We start from the raw sequence: 17,195 nt of genomic DNA, 5'->3' as shown, positions 1-17,195 counted from the left end.
AGCTGGGACATGATGAAACGCCGTCTGCGCGAAGGCGTGGAGTTCTTCCGCTTCCTGCGCGCGCACGAGGCATGATGCAAGCCGGGCCTGCACGCGCGCTCATCTTTACCGCCGACGATTTCGGTCTGCACGAGCGCGTGAACGCGGCGGTCGAGCACGCGCATCGCGATGGTGTGCTCAGTGCGGCGAGCCTGATGGTGGCCGCGCCCGCCGCCGCCGATGCGGTGGCGCGCGCGCATCGGCTGCCCACATTGCGCGTGGGCCTGCATCTGGTGCTCGCCGACGGCGCGGCGATGCTGCCGCGCGCGCAAATCCCCGCGCTCGTCGATACCGAAGGCCGTTTCGGCGACAACATGGTGCGCGACGGCTTTCGTTTCTTCTTTTTGCCGCATGTGCGCGCGCAGCTTGCGCAGGAGATTCGCGCGCAATTCGAGGCGTTCGCGGCGACCGGGCTCGCGCTCGATCACGTCAACACACACAAGCATTTCCATCTCCATCCCACGGTGCTATCGCTGATTCTGTCGATTGGCCGCGAGTACGGTTTGCGCGCGATGCGCCTGCCGCTGGAGGCGGGCGCGCCATTCGCGCTGCGGCCGTGGCTCGCGCTGGTGCGCGCGCGTCTGGCGCGTGCGGGCGTGGCGCATAACGACTACGTGGTCGGCATCGCCGATACGGGGGCGATGGACGAAGCGGTGCTGCTCAAGGCGATTGCGAATCTGCCGGCTCACGGTGTGGGCGAAATCTATTGCCATCCCGCGCAAGCGCCAGCGGCGCACGAAGGGCCGATCACGCCGTCGATGCAGACCTACCGCCACGCCGACGAACTCGACGCGCTGCTCTCGCCGCGCGTGGCCGCTGCGCTCAAGCGTAGCGGCGTGCGGCACGGTGGCTTCACCGATGTGTTTTTCGCGGCGCAGCCGCCTGCGTCTGCATCGGCGAATCGCGAGGCGCGGGCTTCCTCATGAAGTGGCTGCAATGGCTGGGCCTGCCGGTCGGGATCGCGATTCTCATCGGCCTGGTCGTGCATGACGGCGCGCACGATGTAATGCGCGTGATCGGCACGGCGGGGCCGGTGCTGCTCTGGCTGGTGCCGTTCCATGCGCTGCCGCTGCTGCTCGACGCCTACGCGTGGCATCTGCTGCTCGACCGGCGCGCGCCACTGGGCTTTCTCTGGTGGATCGCGACCGTGCGCGAGGCGATCAACCGCCTGCTGCCCGCCGTGGGCGTAGGCGGCGAGATCGCCGGCGTGCGCCTCGCGCGCTGGAAAGTCCGCGGCCACGATAAGGCAAGCGAAGCGCGCGCCACGAGCGAGGTGACGGCCTCGGTGATCGTCGAGGTGTTCGTGACGATTGCGGTGCAGTACGCGTTCTCGGCGCTGGGCGTGGTGCTGATCGTCGCGGCCACCGGCCAGTCGGGTTCGCTGCGCACCATCGTGACAATCGCGCTCGCGTTGCTGCTCACCGCGCCGCTGCCCTTGCTCGCCGTCGTTCTGCTGCGCCGGGGCGGTGTGTTTCACGCAATCGAGCGCTGGGCCGGGCGGCTGCTTGGCGCAGACCATCCCGTCATCCAGGGCATCGACGGCAAGCAGCTCGACGCCGATCTGGACCGCCTGATGTCGCGCACGGGCCTGATGTTCCGCGCGTTCTTCTGGCAACTGGGCGGCTATATGCTCGGCGCGTTCGAGACCTGGTGGGCGCTTTCCCTGCTCGGCCATCCGGTGACGGTGGGCGATGCGCTCGCCATCGAAGCCATCACCCAGGCCGTGCGGCACGCGGCCTTTATGGTGCCGGCGGGCCTGGGCGTGCAGGAAGTGGCGGTGGTGCTGCTGGCGCAACTGTTTGGCGTGAGCCAGGAGATTGCGTTTTCGCTGGCGCTCGTCAAGCGCATGCGCGAGGTCGTGTTCGGTGTGCTGGCGCTGCTGTCGTGGCAGGCCGCCGAGATCGTGCGCACGCGCCGTGCGTTGCAAGATGCACGACAGGCGCACGCCGCGCACGAGGCAAATGGAGCGCCAGCCCACGCATCGACGCGTGCGGCGCGCCACGACCGCACCCTTTGAAGGTACATTGTGGGAAGTAAGCGCACACTGGGCCTCGCGCCGGGTGTGCGCGCCACACATAACCTGACGCGGTAGCCGAGCGTTCACGCCATGTCGCCCACGCACTTTTCCAGGCGGTCCACGCGCTCGACGCGTTCATTGACTGCCGGAGTCGCCCTGGCGGCGGCGCTCACGCTCTACGGCTGCGACGCCCAGCGGCTCGATTCGATGCTCGATACCCTGCGCCACGCCTTCAAGGCCTTTTTCGATTCGGTCAAGCCCGACGCCTTGCTGCTCAAGGGGCTCACGCCGGGCATCTCCACGCTCGAACAGGTGCGCGCGCAGATGGGCAAGCCCGAAACCGAGCGCGTGTTCGACGACGGTTCGCGCCGCCTCGAATATCCGCGGGGCCCGCAAGGGCTCAAGACCTGGATGGTCGATATCGGGCCGAACGGACGGCTGGTGGCGATCACCCAGGCGCTCACGGCGGAAAATTTCGCGAAAGTGCGCATCGGCATGAGTCAGGACGAGGTGCGCGCGCTGCTCGGCAAGCCGGGGCAGGTGGCGGCTTATCGGCTCAAGCAGGAGGCGGTGTGGAGCTGGAAGTGGCTCGAAGGGGGCGTGACGCCCGAAGCGTATTTCAACGTGCATTTCGGTCCGGACGGGCGGGTGTCGACGACCTCGCGTTCGGACGTGATGCGCGGACATTGAGTTTGGCAGGCCGGATTCTGGATACTGGACGCAGGAGGCGCACATGGTGATGCATCGGCGACGTCCCCCGCGCGTGGGGCTCGTGCTCGGCGGCGGGGCGGCCCGCGGCTGGGCGCATATCGGCGCGATCCGCGCGCTGGAGGAAGCCGGCATCAAGCCGGACGTGGTGTGCGGTACGTCGATTGGCGCGCTGGTCGGCGCGGTCTACGCAAACGGCGATCTCGACTGGCTCGAGGACTGGGTGGGCAAGCTGACGTGGCAGACCGTGGTGCGGCTGCTCGATCTGCGTTTTTCGGGCGGCTTGCTGGGCGGGCGCAAGGTCATCGACCTGTTCGCGCAGCAGTTCAATGGACGCGCGATCGACGATCTCAAGATGCCGTTTACGGCGGTCGCGACCGAACTCGACACGGGCCGCGAAGTCTGGCTGCGCGAGGGCGGCGTGGTGGACGCGGTGCGCGCCTCGATTGCAATTCCCGGCATCTTCACGCCGATCTGGCATGACGGCGTCTGGCTTGTCGATGGCGGCCTGAGCAACCCGGTGCCGGTTTCCGCGGCGCGTGCGATGCGCGCGGACACCGTGATCGCCATCGACCTCAATCACGACATTCTGAATGGCCGGGATCTTGGCGGCGCAATCGATACGGTGAAGCGCGAGACGCCCGTCGAGCCGCCGCGTGCCGGTGCAGCCGTTGTCAATCCCGCCGACCCGGCCGCCGCCGATGTTGCCGGTTCTGCTGCGGCGGAGCCCGCGCCGCTGCTACGCCGCAACGGCAAGCGCTTCCCGAGCTGGCTGCAGCCGTCGGCGCAGGCCGCGCTCGGCAGCCCGGACGTGCGCGTGGCGCCGCCGCCCAGCACACGCGTGCCGTCGCTGCTCAGCTCGATCGCGCAGAGCATCGACATCATGCAGGTGCGCATCACGCGCAGCCGCCTGGCGGGCGAGCCGGCCGACGTGCTGATCCAGCCCCGCCTGGGCGGCATGGGGATCTTCGACTTTCATCGCGCGGGACCGGCCATCGCGGAAGGACGCGCGGCCGTGCAGTACATGCTGCCGGCGATCCGGGCGCAGCTCGGGCTGGAATGAGCGCTAGAGGTTGAGGATGCCGGCGACGGCGAACGGCATCCGGTTTTTCATGCCGTCGCCGCAACCCACACCCAGCCCTGAGCCGAGCGCCGCAACGCGGTGACCGAAAGTGGCGCGATTTCGAGCTGGCGAAACGTAGCCGAAGGGGCGCCCAAGGCATGCAGCACCGCCGCGCGAATCACGCTCGCATGGGTGAAAGCAATGATGGGTGCGTCGGCGTCGGGCAGGGCGTGCAGCCATGCGCCCACGCGCGCGCGCACGTCCTCGAACGATTCGCCGCCCCCGGGCGGGCGAAACACCGGATCGCGCGTCCACACGGCCAACGCGTCGGGGGCGTCCTGCGCGATATCGATGAGGCGACGCCCCGCCCAGGCGCCATAAGCGGTATCCGCGAGCGCTGACTCGATCCGGACGTCAGCGAATCCCGCCGCGAGAGCGCTGGCCAGCGCGACCGGCGCAGGGCTGCTCAGCACGCACGCCGTGCCGCCATCGACGTCGCCGACCACGCACGCATGCCAGCGGCGACGCCACGCCTCGATGGCGTCGAGCGCACGCGTATCGAGCGCCTCGGCATGCGTGCCGTCGCCCACCTCGGCCGAAGCGAAAACCCCCGCCCGCAAAGCCGCGTTCGCCGCATGACTGACCAGCCAGACCTTCGTTGCCATCGCCTTTCCTTACCTGCTGTTTCGTCCCGTCCCACTTGCGCATCGCGCCGCTCTGACGCAGCGCGTAGAATACAGGCTCCACGTCACGCGGAAGCCGGTGCAAGCCCGGCGCGGTCGCGCCACTGTGACCGGTTGTTTTTGCCAGATGGTTTTCGCCACTCAAGTCCCGCAAGAAGCAAACGGAAGTCAGACCCGCGTGACGTGCGCACACTCAAGTTCTCTGAACGATCAATCAACGACTAACGGGGCGCGTAACCCCAGGAGAAGTCACTATGTCCGAAGCCGTCCTGAACACGGCCCACGTGCCGGCCGCCACGCCTGCACCCATCCCGCTGCGCGAAATCCTGCCCTGGGCGATCTTCGCCGGCCTCATGCTGCTGCTCGCGTTGTACTTCGTCGGTGCGGAGCAGGGCGCGACCTCGCTGATTCCGGGCATGTACGTTCACGAATTCGTTCACGACGGCCGGCACTTGCTCGGCTTCCCGTGCCACTGACCGGGAGCTGACATGGTAGGCAAGCTGTTGGTACGCGGCATGCTCGCAGGCATCGCCGCGGGTCTGCTCACGTTCTCGTTCGCGAAAATCGCGGGCGAGCCGCAGGTCGATCAGGCTATTTCGTTCGAGGAAAAAGCCGACGCCGCCAAGGGCGAGGCGCCCGAGCCGGAACTCATCAGCCGCGAGGTGCAGGCCAGCTACGGGCTGTTCACGGGCGTGATGGTCTATAGCGCGTCGATCGGCGGGCTCTTTGCACTGGTGTTCGCCTACGTGCGTGGCCGCACCGGCCCGATCTCGGCGCGCGCGCTGTCGGCGTGGCTCGCGCTCGCGGCCTTCGTCGCCATCTACATGGTGCCAAACATCAAATACCCGGCGAATCCGCCCTCGGTCGGCGACCCCGAGACCATTGGCTACCGCACCGGCCTGTTCTTCCTGATGATCGCGATCTCGATCACGGTCACGGTGTTCTCGCTCAAGGTGCGCGGTGCGCTCGCGGCGAAGTGGGGCGGCTGGAATGCGTCGATTGCGGCGCTCGTGCTGTTCGTCGTCGTGATCGGCGCGATCCAGGCCGCGCTGCCGACCATCAACGAAGTGCCGGGCGCGTTCCCCGCCGTGCTGCTGTGGAAGTTCCGCACCGTCGCGATCGGCATGCAGGCAATCCTGTGGAGCGTGGTGGGCCTGCTGTTCGGCGCGCTGGTCGAGCGGCTGGAGCGCGCCAATGTGCGCGTTGGCTCGCTCTCGGCACGCGGCGTTTAACCGTATTGAAGGCGCGCTTACGGGTAATCCCGTAAGCATGGCGAACGCGCCCGGGTCCGCGCTTCTATCGAAAAAGCGACCCGAAACTTGCCAAAACCCACTCGACGCCCCGCTTGCCGGGGCGTTGTCTTTTGTGCCGTTTGCGGCTTTCAATTTCATCACGCCCCTGACAGAGCGGGCGCGGTGTCTCGCCCGTCGCGGCGTGCGGCCGGTCCAATCGCGATGCTGCGCCGCAACATCCCCGTCGCGCCGGTTTGTTCAATTTTTTTGGCACTGCGACGATCCGCGCCAATCCCCCAGGCGCTGTGCATGAGCGCCAGGGTCGAACAACGACTTTCCGGAGACGCGCGTGATGCTCTATGGCTTTGGCCCGGTGCTGCTGGCCGGCACGATCCAGACGATCGAACTTTCGCTGCTCTCGCTCGGCGTGGCCGTGCTGCTCGGTCTCGCGGGCGCGGCGGCCAAGCTCTCGTTCAACCGGCCGCTGGCGGCCATCGCGACGGGCTACACCACGCTGATCCGCTCGGTGCCCGATCTCGTGCTGATGTTGCTGCTGTTCTACAGCATCCAGATTGGCGTGAACGAGGCCACCGACGCGCTCGGCATGGCGCAGATCGACATCGATCCTTTTGTTGCCGGTGTGCTGACGCTTGGCTTCATATACGGCGCGTATTTCACGGAGACCTTCCGCGGCGCGTTTCTCTCCGTGCCGCGCGGCCAGCTCGAAGCGGGTCACGCCTATGGCATGAGCGGCGCCCGCGTGTTCGCGCGCATCCTGTTCCCGCAGATGATGCGTTTCGCGCTGCCGGGCATCGGCAATAACTGGCAGGTGCTCGTGAAGGCGACGGCGCTGGTGTCGATCATCGGTCTGGCCGATGTCGTGAAGGCCGCCCAGGACGCGGGTCGCAGCACCTTCAACCTGTTCTTCTTCCTCGTGATTGCCGCGGCGATTTATCTCGCGATCACGACTGTCTCGAACTTCGCGCTGATCTGGCTCGAACGCCGCTATTCGGCGGGCGTGCGCCACGCGCAACTTTAAGCGCCGCCAAAGGAGCCTCAAGCGATGAACGAAATCCTCCAGCAATTCGGCCGCGCTTTTCTGTACTGGGACGGCGAGCATGTCTCGGGCCTTGCGATGACGCTGTGGCTGCTCGTGATCTCCGTGGCGTTCGGCTTCGTGTGCGCGGTGCCGCTGGCCGTGGCGCGCGTGTCGCGTCGCCGCTGGGTGTCGCTGCCGGTGCGTTTTTACACCTACGTGTTTCGCGGCACGCCGCTTTACGTGCAGTTGCTGCTGATCTACACCGGCGTGTACAGTCTCGCCTTCGTGCGCAGCGAGCCGCTGCTCGACGCGTTTTTTCGCAGCGGCCTGAATTGCGCGATTCTCGCGTTCGCGCTCAATACCTGTGCCTACACGACCGAGATTTTCGCGGGCGCGATTCGCGCGACCTCGCACGGCGAAGTGGAAGCGGCGCGCGCTTACGGCATGAGCCCGTTCACGATGTACTGGCGCATCATCCTGCCTTCGGCGCTGCGCCGCGCGCTGCCGCTGTACAGTAACGAAGTAATCCTGATGCTGCATGCCACCACGGTGGCCTTCACGGCGACGGTGCCCGACATCCTCAAGGTCGCGCGCGACGCCAACTCGGCCACGTATCGTTCGTTCGAATCGTTCGGCCTCGCGGCGCTGATCTACTGCGGCGTATCGTTCGTGCTGGTGGCCGCGTTCCGCCGCGCTGAAAAGCGCTGGCTCGGCTATCTGGCCGTGCGCTCGCGCTGATCAAACCGTTTGAATCAAGCTAATTTTCGGAGACCATCTTGCCTCAGACGACGACCCACGACGCGCAGAGCAAACTCATCGCGCGCGATATCCACAAGCGCTACGGCGACAACGAAGTGCTCAAAGGCGTGTCGCTCGATGCGAAGAAGGGCGACGTGATCAGCATCATCGGCGCGAGCGGCTCGGGCAAGAGCACGTTCCTGCGCTGCATCAATTTCCTCGAAAAGCCCAACGCCGGCGAAATCGTCGTCGATGGCGAGGCCGTGCGCACCAAGGCGGGCCGCAACGGCGACCTGGACGTGGCCGATCACAAACAGTTGCAGCGCATCCGCACCAAGCTCGCCATGGTGTTCCAGCACTTCAACCTCTGGTCGCACATGAACGTGCTCGAGAACGTGATGGAAGCGCCGCTGCATGTGCTGGGCGTGCCGCGCAAGGAAGCCGAGGAGCGCGCGCGCGAGTATCTGGAGAAAGTCGGCCTCGCGCCGCGCGTGGAAAAGCAGTATCCCTCGCATCTGTCGGGCGGCCAGCGGCAGCGCGTGGCGATTGCGCGGGCGCTGGCGATGCATCCGGACGTGATGCTGTTCGACGAGCCAACCTCCGCGCTCGATCCCGAACTCGTGGGCGAAGTGCTCAAGGTGATGCAAAAGCTCGCTGAGGAAGGCCGCACCATGATCGTCGTGACCCACGAAATGGGCTTTGCGCGCAACGTCTCGAATCATGTGATGTTCCTGCACCAAGGCCGCACAGAGGAACAGGGCGCACCCGCCGATGTGCTCGGCGCACCGAAGAGCGAGCGCTTGCGCCAGTTCCTTTCGGGCAGTCTCAAGTAAGCTGCCGGCTTACGAGGATTTTGTAGTTCCAGCCGATGATTCACCCCGCAGCTTCCGCCCCAGTGACGGGCATTTCCCCTTCCGCGAGCGCCGCATCGTCCGCGTCGTCTGCACCGGGCGCATCCGGCGCACCCATCGCCGCGCGCGCGGCGCGCACCACTCAGGTCGCGATCGTGGCGTTGCCGCCCGTGTCGATGTCGGGCGTCGGGCCCATCGTCGATGCGCTCAATCTCGCCAACGAGATCGACGGTCGCGCGCTGTACCGCTGGCAGATGGTGTCGTGGAACGGCCGCCCCGTGCCGCTCTCGGGCGGCGCGCAATGGCCCGCCGACGCCGCATTCGGCGATGGTCTTGCCTGCGACTGGCTGATCGTCGTGACCGAGCGTTACCAGCAGTTCGCGGATTACCGCCTGTTTCTCGCCAGCCTCGCGCGCGTGGGGCAGCGCACGCCGCTCGTCACCGGCATCCATCACGGCGTCTGGTGGCTGGCGATGGCGGGGCAGTTGCAGGGCTATCGCGTGGCGGTGAACTGGGAGACCTACCAGCAGTTCGCCGAACAATTCGAGCGCACCATCGTCACCCAGCACCTCTATGAGATCGACCGCGATCGGGCGACCTGCGCGGGCGGCCAGGCGACGCTCGACTTCATGCTGGCGATGATCGGCCGCGAACATGGCCCCGAGCTGGTCGACCGCATTGCCGACGCGATGGGCGCGAGCACCTTGCGCAGCGGCGACGAGCGCCAGCGCATTCCGTTCGTGACCGCGCCGGGCGAGCGCCATCCGCGCCTGAACGATGCGCTCATGCTGATGGAAGCGAATATCGAAGACCCGCTCACGACCGATGAGATTGCCGGTCACGTGGGCGTGTCGCGCCGTCAGCTCGAACGCCTGTTCCGGCAGTATCTGAACGCGATGCCGTCCAAGTACTACCTGGGCCTGCGCCTTGCGAAAGCGCGCTCGCAGTTGCAGCGCACCAGCAAATCCGTGGTGCAGATCAGCCTGGCATGCGGGTTTTCATCGGCGGCGCATTTTTCCAACGCGTATCGCGAGCGCTTTGGCGTGACGCCGCGCGAGGACCGGCGCAACTGGATCGAGCGCCAGCACGGCGGCACGCCCGGCGTGGTGCAGGAGCCGCGCGCGGGCGCGCTGGTGGAGCCGCCGGAGCGCGATCAGGCGTGACGATGCTCAACCAGACGGCAAACGTGCGAAAAACACCGCATCCGACGAAAGAACGCGTCGCCCATGCGCAAGACGTTTGCCGCGCGGTTGCCTACACTGCAAGCCATACGTATTTCGTCGGCGCGCACGCGGGTTTTTGCAGGTTGCGCGCCGTGTACCACCCCCATTCAAGCCGATTTCGAGCCAAAGAGGATTCGCCATGAACGACCAGACTGTGAGCCGCCAGACTTTCGACGAAGTGATGGTGCCGTGCTTCTCGCCCGCACCGTTCGTCCCCGAGCGTGGCGAAGGCTCGCGCGTATGGGACACCGAAGGCCGCGACTACATCGACTTCGCCTGCGGCATCGCCGTGACGTCGCTGGGCCACGCGCATCCGGAACTGCTCAAGGTCCTGCACGAGCAGGGCAGCAAGCTCTGGCACATCGGCAATGGCTACACCAACGAACCGGTGCTGCGTCTCGCAAAGAAGCTCGAATCGCTGACTTTCGCCGACCGCGCGTTCTTCGCCAACTCGGGCGCGGAAGCCAACGAAGCCGCGCTCAAGCTCGCGCGCCGCGTCGCCTTTGACCGCCACGGCGAGCAGAAGGCCGAAATCGTCTCGTTCACACAGTCGTTCCATGGCCGCACGTTCTTCACCGTGAGCGTGGGCGGGCAACCCAAGTACTCCGAAGGATTTGGCCCGATTCCGCAAGGCATCATCCATCTGCCGTACAACGACATCGAAGCCGCGATGCGCGCGATCGGCCCGCAAACCTGCGCCGTGATCGTCGAGCCGGTGCAGGGCGAAGGCGGCGTGATTCCCGCCGATCCGGCCTTCCTGAAGGCGCTGCGCGAAGCCTGCGATGCGCACAATGCGCTGCTGATTTTCGACGAAGTGCAAACCGGCGTGGGCCGCACCGGCACCTTCTACGCGTATGAAGACACGGGTGTCACGCCCGACATCCTCACCACGGCGAAGGCGCTTGGCAATGGCTTTCCGATCGGCGCGATGCTCACGACCGAGGCCATCGCCGCGCACTTCAAGGTGGGCGTGCACGGCACGACCTACGGCGGCAATCCGCTGGGCGCGGCGATCGCGCACAAGGTGGTCGAACTGATCAGCGATCCGGCCGTGCTGGCGGGCGTGCGTGCGCGCGGCGAAGCGATCCGCGCAAAGCTCGCGGCACTCGACGAGCGCTTCGACGTGTTTCGCGAAGTGCGCGGCAAGGGTCTCCTGATCGGCGCGGAACTGCATGCGCGTTACGCGGGCCGCGCGAAGGACTTCAACTCGGCGGCGGCCAATCGCGGCGTGATGATGCTGATCGCCGGTCCCGACGTGCTGCGTTTCGCACCGTCGCTCATCATGCCCGAAGCGGACCTGAACGAGGGCTTCGCGCGCCTCGAACTGGCCTTCGAAGACGTACTCGGCAAGCGTTGATCCACACCGCCCAACGCCCGCCATCAATCGACCCAGGACTGACGATGCTATTCGTTCGCCCCGCAAGGCTCTCCGATCTCGATGCGATCGCCCATATGGCGCGCACCGCGCAACCCGTGCTGCACTCGCTGCCGCACGACCGCGCGGCGCTTGAGGCGCGCATCGCGCTGTCCGAAGACTCGTTTCGCGCCGATGTCGATTTTCCGGGCGAGGAGTTCTATCTCTTCGTGCTCGAAGATTCGGCGACGGGCCGCCTCGTCGGCACGTCGAGCATCGTCGCGGCGGCGGGTTACGCGGAGCCGTTCTACGCGTTTCGCAACGACGCGCTGATTCACGCCTCGCGCGAACTGCATGTGAACCGCAAGATTCACGCGCTCACCATGTCGCACGAACTCACGGGCAAGAGCCGCCTCGCGGGCTTCTATATCGATCCCGCGTTGCGCGGCGATGCGGCGGCGCACCTGATGTCGCGCGCCCGCATGATGTACGTGGCGATGAACCGCCGCCGCTTCACGCCCGAGGTGTTTTCGCTGCTGCTCGGCGTGACCGACGATGCGGGCGTCTCGCCATTCTGGGAGGCGGTGGGGCGCAAGTTCTTCGGGCGCGATTTCAAGGACATCGAAATGGCTTCGGGCGGCCGAAGCCGCACCTTTATCGCCGAGGTGATGCCCGCGTATCCGGTCTACGTGCCGTTGCTGCCCGAAGCCGCGCAGCGCGTGCTGGGCGAGCCGGACCCAAGCACCTTGCTCGCCTACGAGATCCATCTGGAAGAAGGCTTCGAACCGGACCGCTACGTCGATATCTTCGATGCGGGCCCGGTGCTCACGGCGCAGGTCGATCGCACGGCCTCGGTGGCGGGCAACCAGACGCGTACGGTGCGCGAGCGCGCGGGTGCAGCCAGCGGCGCTGACAATACGGCGTGGCTGGTGGCCAGCCAGCAGAACGGCGAATTCCGTTGCGCGCTGGCGACGTTGCCGGCGTTGCCTGCAAGCGTGACGCATCGCGGCGCACATGCGGTGCACGGCGACGCGCCGCTCGACGCCGCCACGCGTGCGGCGCTGGGTGTGCAGGATGGCGAGACGGTGCGCTGCGCGCCGCTTTATCGTCAGGATGACGAACAGGACAACGAGGACGAGATGGGAGAGACGCAATGATCGTAGTACGCGTCGTGCAGACGGGCGATGTGGATGCGCTCGTCGCGCTGGCCCAGGAAACCGGCCCCGGTCTCACGACCTTCAAGCCCGACCGCGACGCGCTCGCCGCGCGCATCGAGCGTACGCGCCGAACGCTGGCAGACGAGGCTCCGGCTGCCGAAGCGGGCTATTTCTTCGTGATGGAAGATACCGCGACCGGCGATGTGGCGGGCGTGTGCGGGATCGAAACGGCGGTGGGCCTCACGCAGCCGTTCTACAACTACCGCGTGAGCACGGTGGTGCACGCAAGCCAGGATCTGGGCATCTGGACGCGCATGCGTGCGCTCAATATCTCGCACGATCTGACCGGCTACGCGGAAGTGTGCTCGCTGTTCCTCTCGCCGCGCTATCGCACGGGCGGCATGGGCGGATTGCTCTCGCGCTCGCGCTTCATGTTTATCGCGCAGTTCCGCGAGCGCTTTCCTGAACGTATCTGCGCCGAATTGCGCGGCCACTTCGACGCGGAAGGCACTTCGCCGTTCTGGCGCGCGGTGGGCTCGCACTTCTATCAGATCGACTTCAACGCCGCCGATTATCTGAGTGCGCATGGCCGCAAGTCGTTCCTCGCCGAGCTGATGCCGCGCTTTCCCGTCTACGTCGAACTGCTGCCCGAAGAGGCACAAGCCTGTGTGGGCCTTACGCACGCAGACACGGTCCCCGCGCGCCGCATGCTCGAAGGCGAAGGCCTGCGTTACGAAAATCACGTCGATATCTTCGATGCCGGCCCCGTGCTCGAATGCCATATCGCCGATCTGCGCACGGTGCGCGAAAGCTTGCTGGTGCCGGTGCGCATCGGCGCGGCGGCAGAGCAGGGCAATGTGCGCTCGCTGGTGTCGAACACGTCGCTGACCGACTTCCGCGTGGGCTTCGCGCCGGGCGTGGTGCAGGACGGCGCGTTCACGCTGAGCGCGCAGGAAGCGGCGGCGCTGAACGTCAAGGAAGGCGAACCGGTGCGCGTGCTGGGCGCGACGCATACGGTGCGCGCAGTGGAGCGATGAGTTGAGCGGTGAGCAGACAACAAGGATGACCATGAACGAGCTTTTCATCGATGGGCAATGGTGCGCGGCAAGCGGTCCCGCGTTCGCGTCGCGCAATCCCGGCACGAACGAAATCGTGTGGAGCGGCAACGCCGCCAGCGCCGAAGATGTGGACCGCGCCGTGGGCGCCGCGCGCCGCGCGTTTCCCGTGTGGGCACAAACGCCGTTCGAAACGCGCTGCGAGATCGTCAAGCGCTTCGCGGCGCTCGTGAACGAACGCAAGGAAGACCTCGCGCGCGCGATTGGCCGCGAGACCGGCAAGCCGCTCTGGGAAGCGCGCACCGAAGCCGCGTCGATGGCCGCCAAGGTCGCCATCTCGATCACGGCCTACGGCGAGCGCACCGGCGAAAAGCGCAGCGACATGGCCGACGGCGTGGCCGTGCTGCGCCATCGCCCGCATGGCGTGGTGGCCGTGTTCGGTCCGTACAACTTCCCGGGCCACCTGCCCAACGGCCATATCGTGCCTGCGCTGATCGCGGGCAACGCGGTGGTGTTCAAGCCGTCCGAACTCGCGCCTGACGTTGCGCGCGCAACGGTCGAGATCTGGAAGGAAGCGGGCCTGCCCGCAGGCGTGCTCAATCTCGTGCAGGGCGAGCGCGACACGGGTATTGCACTCGCGAACCATCGCCAGATCGACGGGCTGTTCTTCACGGGCAGCTCGGATACGGGCACGCTGCTCCATCGCCAGTTTGGCGGGCGTCCCGAGATCGTGCTGGCGCTGGAGATGGGCGGCAACAATCCGCTGGTGGTCGCACCAGTCGAGGATATCGATGCCGCCGTGCATCACGCGATCCAGTCGGCGTTTCTCTCGGCGGGGCAGCGCTGCACCTGCGCGCGCCGCCTTCTGGTGCCGTCGGGCGAGTTTGGCGACCGCTTCATCGAACGCTTTGTCGAGGTCTCCTCACGAATCGCGGTGGGCGAATACAACGCCGATCCGCAGCCCTTCATGGGCGCGGTGATCTCGGCGCGCGCGGCGGCGAAGCTGATCGACGCGCAGACGCTGCTGCTCTCGCGCGGCGCGAAGGCGCTGTTGCCGATGCAGCAGCGCGACCCGGCGCTGGGCTTCGTCACGCCCGGCATTCTGGACGTCACGGGCGTGGCCGACCTGCCCGACGAAGAGCACTTTGGTCCGCTGGCGCAGATCATCCGCTACGCCGGTTTCGACGACGCCATCGCCCAGGCGAACAACACGGCCTATGGTCTCTCGGCGGGCCTGCTCGCCGACGATGCCGCGCTCTGGCAGCGCTTTTCGCGCGAGATCCGCGCGGGCATCGTCAACTGGAACCGGCCGACCAACGGCGCGTCGAGCGGCGCGCCCTTCGGCGGGCCGGGCCGCTCGGGCAATCACCGCCCCAGCGCCTTCTACGCCGCCGACTATTGCGCCTGGCCGATGGCCTCGGTGGAAAGCGCACAACTGCAGATGCCCGCGAGCGTTTCGCCGGGCCTTCAATTCTGAGGATCGACGATGAGCAATACCGCCAAGCTGGCCGCCACGGCGCTCGAAGCCAATTTCGACGGACTCGTCGGCCCTACGCACAACTACGCCGGGCTGTCGTTCGGCAACGTCGCCTCGCAGAACAACGAGAAATCGGTCGCCAACCCGCGCGCCGCCGCCCAGCAGGGCTTGCGCAAGATGAAACGCCTCGCCGATCTGGGCTTCGCGCAGGGCGTTCTGCCGCCGCAGGAGCGTCCGTCGATTCGCCTCTTGCGCGAACTCGGCTTCAGCGGCAAGGACGGCGAGGCGATCGCGCGCGCCGCGAAGGACGCGCCCGAACTGCTGGCGGCGGCCAGCTCCGCTTCGGCGATGTGGACCGCCAATGCAGCCACCGTCAGCCCCTCGGCGGACACGCCCGAGCGCCGCGTGCATTTCACGCCCGCCAATCTGTGCAGCAAGCTGCATCGCGCGATCGAGCACGAGTACACGCGCCGCACGCTGGGCGCGATCTTCGCGGACCCGTCGCATTTCGCGGTGCATGACGCGCTGCCGGGCACGCCCGCGCTGGGCGACGAAGGCGCGGCCAATCACACGCGTTTTTGCGCGGAATACGGCGTGCGCGGCGTCGAGTTCTTCGTCTATGGCCGCAGCGAATATCGCCGCGGGCCGGAGCCGAAGCGCTTTCCGGCGCGTCAGACGTTCGAGGCGAGCCGCGCGGTGGCGCAGCGCCACGGCCTCACTGAGGCCGACACGGTGTTCGCGCAGCAAAGCCAGGACGTGATCGACGCGGGCGTGTTCCATAACGACGTGATCGCCGTCGGCAATCGCACCACGCTGTTTGCCCACGAGCGCGCGTTCGTCGATCAGAAGAACGTCTACGAGGAACTGCGCGGCAAGCTGGGCGCGCACGGCACGCCGTTCAACGTGATCGAGGTGCCCGACGCCCAGGTGAGCGTGGCGGATGCGGTCTCCTCGTATCTGTTCAACAGCCAGTTGCTCAGCCGCGCGGATGGCAAGCAGGTCTTGGTGGTGCCGCAGGAATGCCGCGAGAATCCGCACGTGGCGATGTACCTGGACGACCTGACGTCGAAGAGCGGCCCGATCGACGAGGTGCTGGTGTTCGATCTGCGCGAGAGCATGAAGAACGGCGGCGGCCCCGCGTGCCTGCGCCTGCGCGTGGTGCTCGACGAAGCCGAGCGCGCGGCGGTGGCGCCGGGCGTCTGGATGAACGACACGCTGTTCGCGCGCCTCGACGCCTGGATCGAAAAGCACTATCGCGATCGCCTGGCGCCCCAGGATCTGACCGATCCGGCGCTGCTGGTGGAGTCGCGCACGGCGCTCGACGAACTCACGCAGATTCTCGGCCTGGGATCGCTTTATGACTTCCAGCGCTGAAACCGTGCTGGACGATTTTCTGGCAGCGACGCTCGCGGGCACGCGGCCCGTGAGCAAGGCCGGTGACTGCGCGAATCACACCGTGCGCTGGCAGTGGCTTGACCAAGGCGTGCTGCTGCTGGAGCCGCAGCAAGTGAGCGAGGCCGCGCGCAGCGTGTTGCTCTCGGCCGGTGTGCATGGCGACGAGACCGCGCCGATCGAGCTGCTTTCGAAGATCGTCGCCGATATTGCGGCGGGGCGGCTCGCGCTGGCGTGCCGCGTGCTCGTCGTGCTGGGCAATGTGGCCGCGATGCGCGCGGCCACGCGCTATCAGGACGACGATCTCAACCGCCTGTTTGGCGGGCGTCATGCGCGCGTGCCGCAAAGCCGCGAAGCGCCGCGCGCCGTCGCGCTGGAAGCGGCGGCGCAGCGCTTTTTCGCCGATGCATCCAACGCGCCGGGCGCGCGCTGGCACCTCGACATGCATACGGCGATCCGCGCCTCGGCGTTCGAGCAGTTCGCGCTATTGCCTTATACGGGCGGCGCACCCACGCGCGCCATGTTCGACTGGCTCGCCGATGCGCGCATTGCCGCCGTGCTGATCCACACGGAGAAGGGCGCAACTTACTCGTCATTTACCGCCGATCATTGCGGCGCGACTGCCTGCACGCTGGAACTCGGCAAGGTACGGCCATTCGGCGAGAACGATCTCGCGCGCTTCGCGAATGCCGATGCGGCCGTACGCAGACTGGTTGCGAACGCAACAAAAGCGCCGGCGCCGATGCCGCGCGTCTTCACTGTGATCGGCCAGATCACGAAGCAGAGCGACGCCTTTGCGCTGCACGTAGCCGCCGATGTACCGAACTTCACGCCGTTCGCGCGCGGCACCGTGCTGGCCGAGGACGGCGCGTATCGCTATGTCGTCGCGCATGACGAAGAGCGCATCGTGTTCCCGAATCCCACCGTCAAACCGGGCCTGCGTGCGGGCCTGCTGGTGGTCGAGACCACGGACGAGACGCTCGCCACGCTGGTTTGAAGCGCTGCGCACTTGCGCATCCACGACACCCAATTGCAACTTCGCACCAGGCCCTTTTGCCGGGTGCAAGCGCCGCGCGCGGTACAATCGCGCCCCTGCGGTTGCTGCGGCGCATCAGAAAGGGTGCGATCGTTTGAGCCGCATTTTTGGCGCAGCGATCCTGTGCCGCG

At 66.8% G+C, this 17,195-nt stretch carries 17 protein-coding genes; 16 read left to right on the top strand and 1 reads right to left on the bottom strand.

What is annotated here, in order from left to right; all coding sequences use genetic code 11:
• Positions 1 to 74: 74 nt before the first annotated feature.
• The 4 genes from hpnK to VG320_RS24265 all read left to right on the top strand — a co-directional run bounded on the left by hpnK (position 75) and on the right by VG320_RS24265 (position 3,827).
• On the top strand, positions 75 to 965 hold the full coding sequence (hpnK, locus tag VG320_RS24280) for a hopanoid biosynthesis-associated protein HpnK (protein WP_327202603.1): 891 nt from the start codon (positions 75 to 77) through the stop codon (positions 963 to 965).
• On the top strand, positions 962 to 2,056 hold the full coding sequence (locus tag VG320_RS24275; RefSeq protein ID WP_327202602.1) for a lysylphosphatidylglycerol synthase domain-containing protein: 1,095 nt from the start codon (positions 962 to 964) through the stop codon (positions 2,054 to 2,056). Before hpnK ends, VG320_RS24275 begins: the two co-directional genes overlap by 4 nt.
• A gap of 207 nt (positions 2,057 to 2,263) precedes the next feature.
• Positions 2,264 to 2,746, top strand: coding sequence for a hypothetical protein (locus VG320_RS24270; protein WP_414696110.1), 483 nt, complete (start codon positions 2,264 to 2,266; stop codon positions 2,744 to 2,746).
• 46 nt (positions 2,747 to 2,792) lie between these two features.
• Positions 2,793 to 3,827 carry a patatin-like phospholipase family protein gene (locus tag VG320_RS24265; protein WP_327202607.1) on the top strand — a complete coding sequence of 345 codons (1,035 nt, stop codon included), beginning with the start codon at positions 2,793 to 2,795 and terminating at the stop codon, positions 3,825 to 3,827.
• Between the two features lie 47 nt (positions 3,828 to 3,874).
• Here the strand turns inward: VG320_RS24265 and VG320_RS24260 are convergent, their stop codons facing one another.
• A complete protein-coding gene (locus tag VG320_RS24260; protein WP_327202600.1) occupies positions 3,875 to 4,492 on the bottom strand; it encodes a histidine phosphatase family protein in 618 nt (205 codons plus the stop codon).
• Between the two features lie 272 nt (positions 4,493 to 4,764).
• On the opposite strand from VG320_RS24260, the gene VG320_RS24255 reads away from it, so the two are divergent.
• The 12 genes from VG320_RS24255 to astE all read left to right on the top strand — a co-directional run bounded on the left by VG320_RS24255 (position 4,765) and on the right by astE (position 17,025).
• Positions 4,765 to 4,986, top strand: coding sequence for a CbtB domain-containing protein (locus tag VG320_RS24255; protein ID WP_027818198.1), 222 nt, complete (start codon positions 4,765 to 4,767; stop codon positions 4,984 to 4,986).
• A gap of 12 nt (positions 4,987 to 4,998) precedes the next feature.
• Positions 4,999 to 5,742: a CbtA family protein gene (locus VG320_RS24250; RefSeq protein ID WP_327202599.1), complete on the top strand. Its 744-nt coding sequence runs from the start codon at positions 4,999 to 5,001 to the stop codon at positions 5,740 to 5,742.
• 349 nt (positions 5,743 to 6,091) lie between these two features.
• On the top strand, positions 6,092 to 6,781 hold the full coding sequence (locus tag VG320_RS24245) for a histidine ABC transporter permease HisQ (RefSeq protein WP_327202598.1): 690 nt from the start codon (positions 6,092 to 6,094) through the stop codon (positions 6,779 to 6,781).
• A 24-nt stretch (positions 6,782 to 6,805) separates the two neighbouring features.
• The gene (locus VG320_RS24240; protein WP_327202597.1) at positions 6,806 to 7,519 is read left to right on the top strand and encodes an ABC transporter permease; all 714 of its coding nucleotides are present in this window, start codon (positions 6,806 to 6,808) and stop codon (positions 7,517 to 7,519) included.
• 38 nt (positions 7,520 to 7,557) lie between these two features.
• Positions 7,558 to 8,352: an ABC transporter ATP-binding protein gene (locus VG320_RS24235; protein WP_327202596.1), complete on the top strand. Its 795-nt coding sequence runs from the start codon at positions 7,558 to 7,560 to the stop codon at positions 8,350 to 8,352.
• Positions 8,353 to 8,546: 194 nt separating this feature from the next.
• Positions 8,547 to 9,533, top strand: coding sequence for a GlxA family transcriptional regulator (locus tag VG320_RS24230; RefSeq protein WP_327202606.1), 987 nt, complete (start codon positions 8,547 to 8,549; stop codon positions 9,531 to 9,533).
• Between the two features lie 199 nt (positions 9,534 to 9,732).
• Positions 9,733 to 10,950 (top strand): aspartate aminotransferase family protein, encoded by a 1,218-nt coding sequence (locus VG320_RS24225; protein ID WP_327202595.1) that lies wholly within the window; start codon positions 9,733 to 9,735, stop codon positions 10,948 to 10,950.
• Between the two features lie 44 nt (positions 10,951 to 10,994).
• Positions 10,995 to 12,104, top strand: coding sequence for an arginine/ornithine succinyltransferase subunit alpha (aruF, locus tag VG320_RS24220; protein WP_327202594.1), 1,110 nt, complete (start codon positions 10,995 to 10,997; stop codon positions 12,102 to 12,104).
• On the top strand, positions 12,101 to 13,141 hold the full coding sequence (gene astA / locus VG320_RS24215) for an arginine N-succinyltransferase (protein ID WP_327202593.1): 1,041 nt from the start codon (positions 12,101 to 12,103) through the stop codon (positions 13,139 to 13,141). Before aruF ends, astA begins: the two co-directional genes overlap by 4 nt.
• Positions 13,142 to 13,172: 31 nt before the next feature.
• Positions 13,173 to 14,636, top strand: coding sequence for a succinylglutamate-semialdehyde dehydrogenase (gene astD / locus VG320_RS24210; RefSeq protein WP_327202592.1), 1,464 nt, complete (start codon positions 13,173 to 13,175; stop codon positions 14,634 to 14,636).
• Positions 14,637 to 14,645: 9 nt separating this feature from the next.
• Positions 14,646 to 16,010, top strand: a complete 1,365-nt coding sequence (astB, locus tag VG320_RS24205; RefSeq protein ID WP_327202591.1) for an N-succinylarginine dihydrolase — start codon at positions 14,646 to 14,648, stop codon at positions 16,008 to 16,010.
• A complete protein-coding gene (gene astE, locus VG320_RS24200; protein ID WP_327202590.1) occupies positions 15,994 to 17,025 on the top strand; it encodes a succinylglutamate desuccinylase in 1,032 nt (343 codons plus the stop codon). The genes astB and astE overlap by 17 nt, the downstream gene beginning before the upstream one ends.
• The last annotated feature ends 170 nt before the right edge of the window (positions 17,026 to 17,195 follow it).

Origin of the sequence: Paraburkholderia sp. (assembly GCF_035948235.1) — a bacterium.
GTDB lineage: Bacteria > Pseudomonadota > Gammaproteobacteria > Burkholderiales > Burkholderiaceae > Paraburkholderia.
Note: the sequence above shows the minus strand (reverse complement) of the source record. Positions and strands in the feature narration are given on the sequence as shown.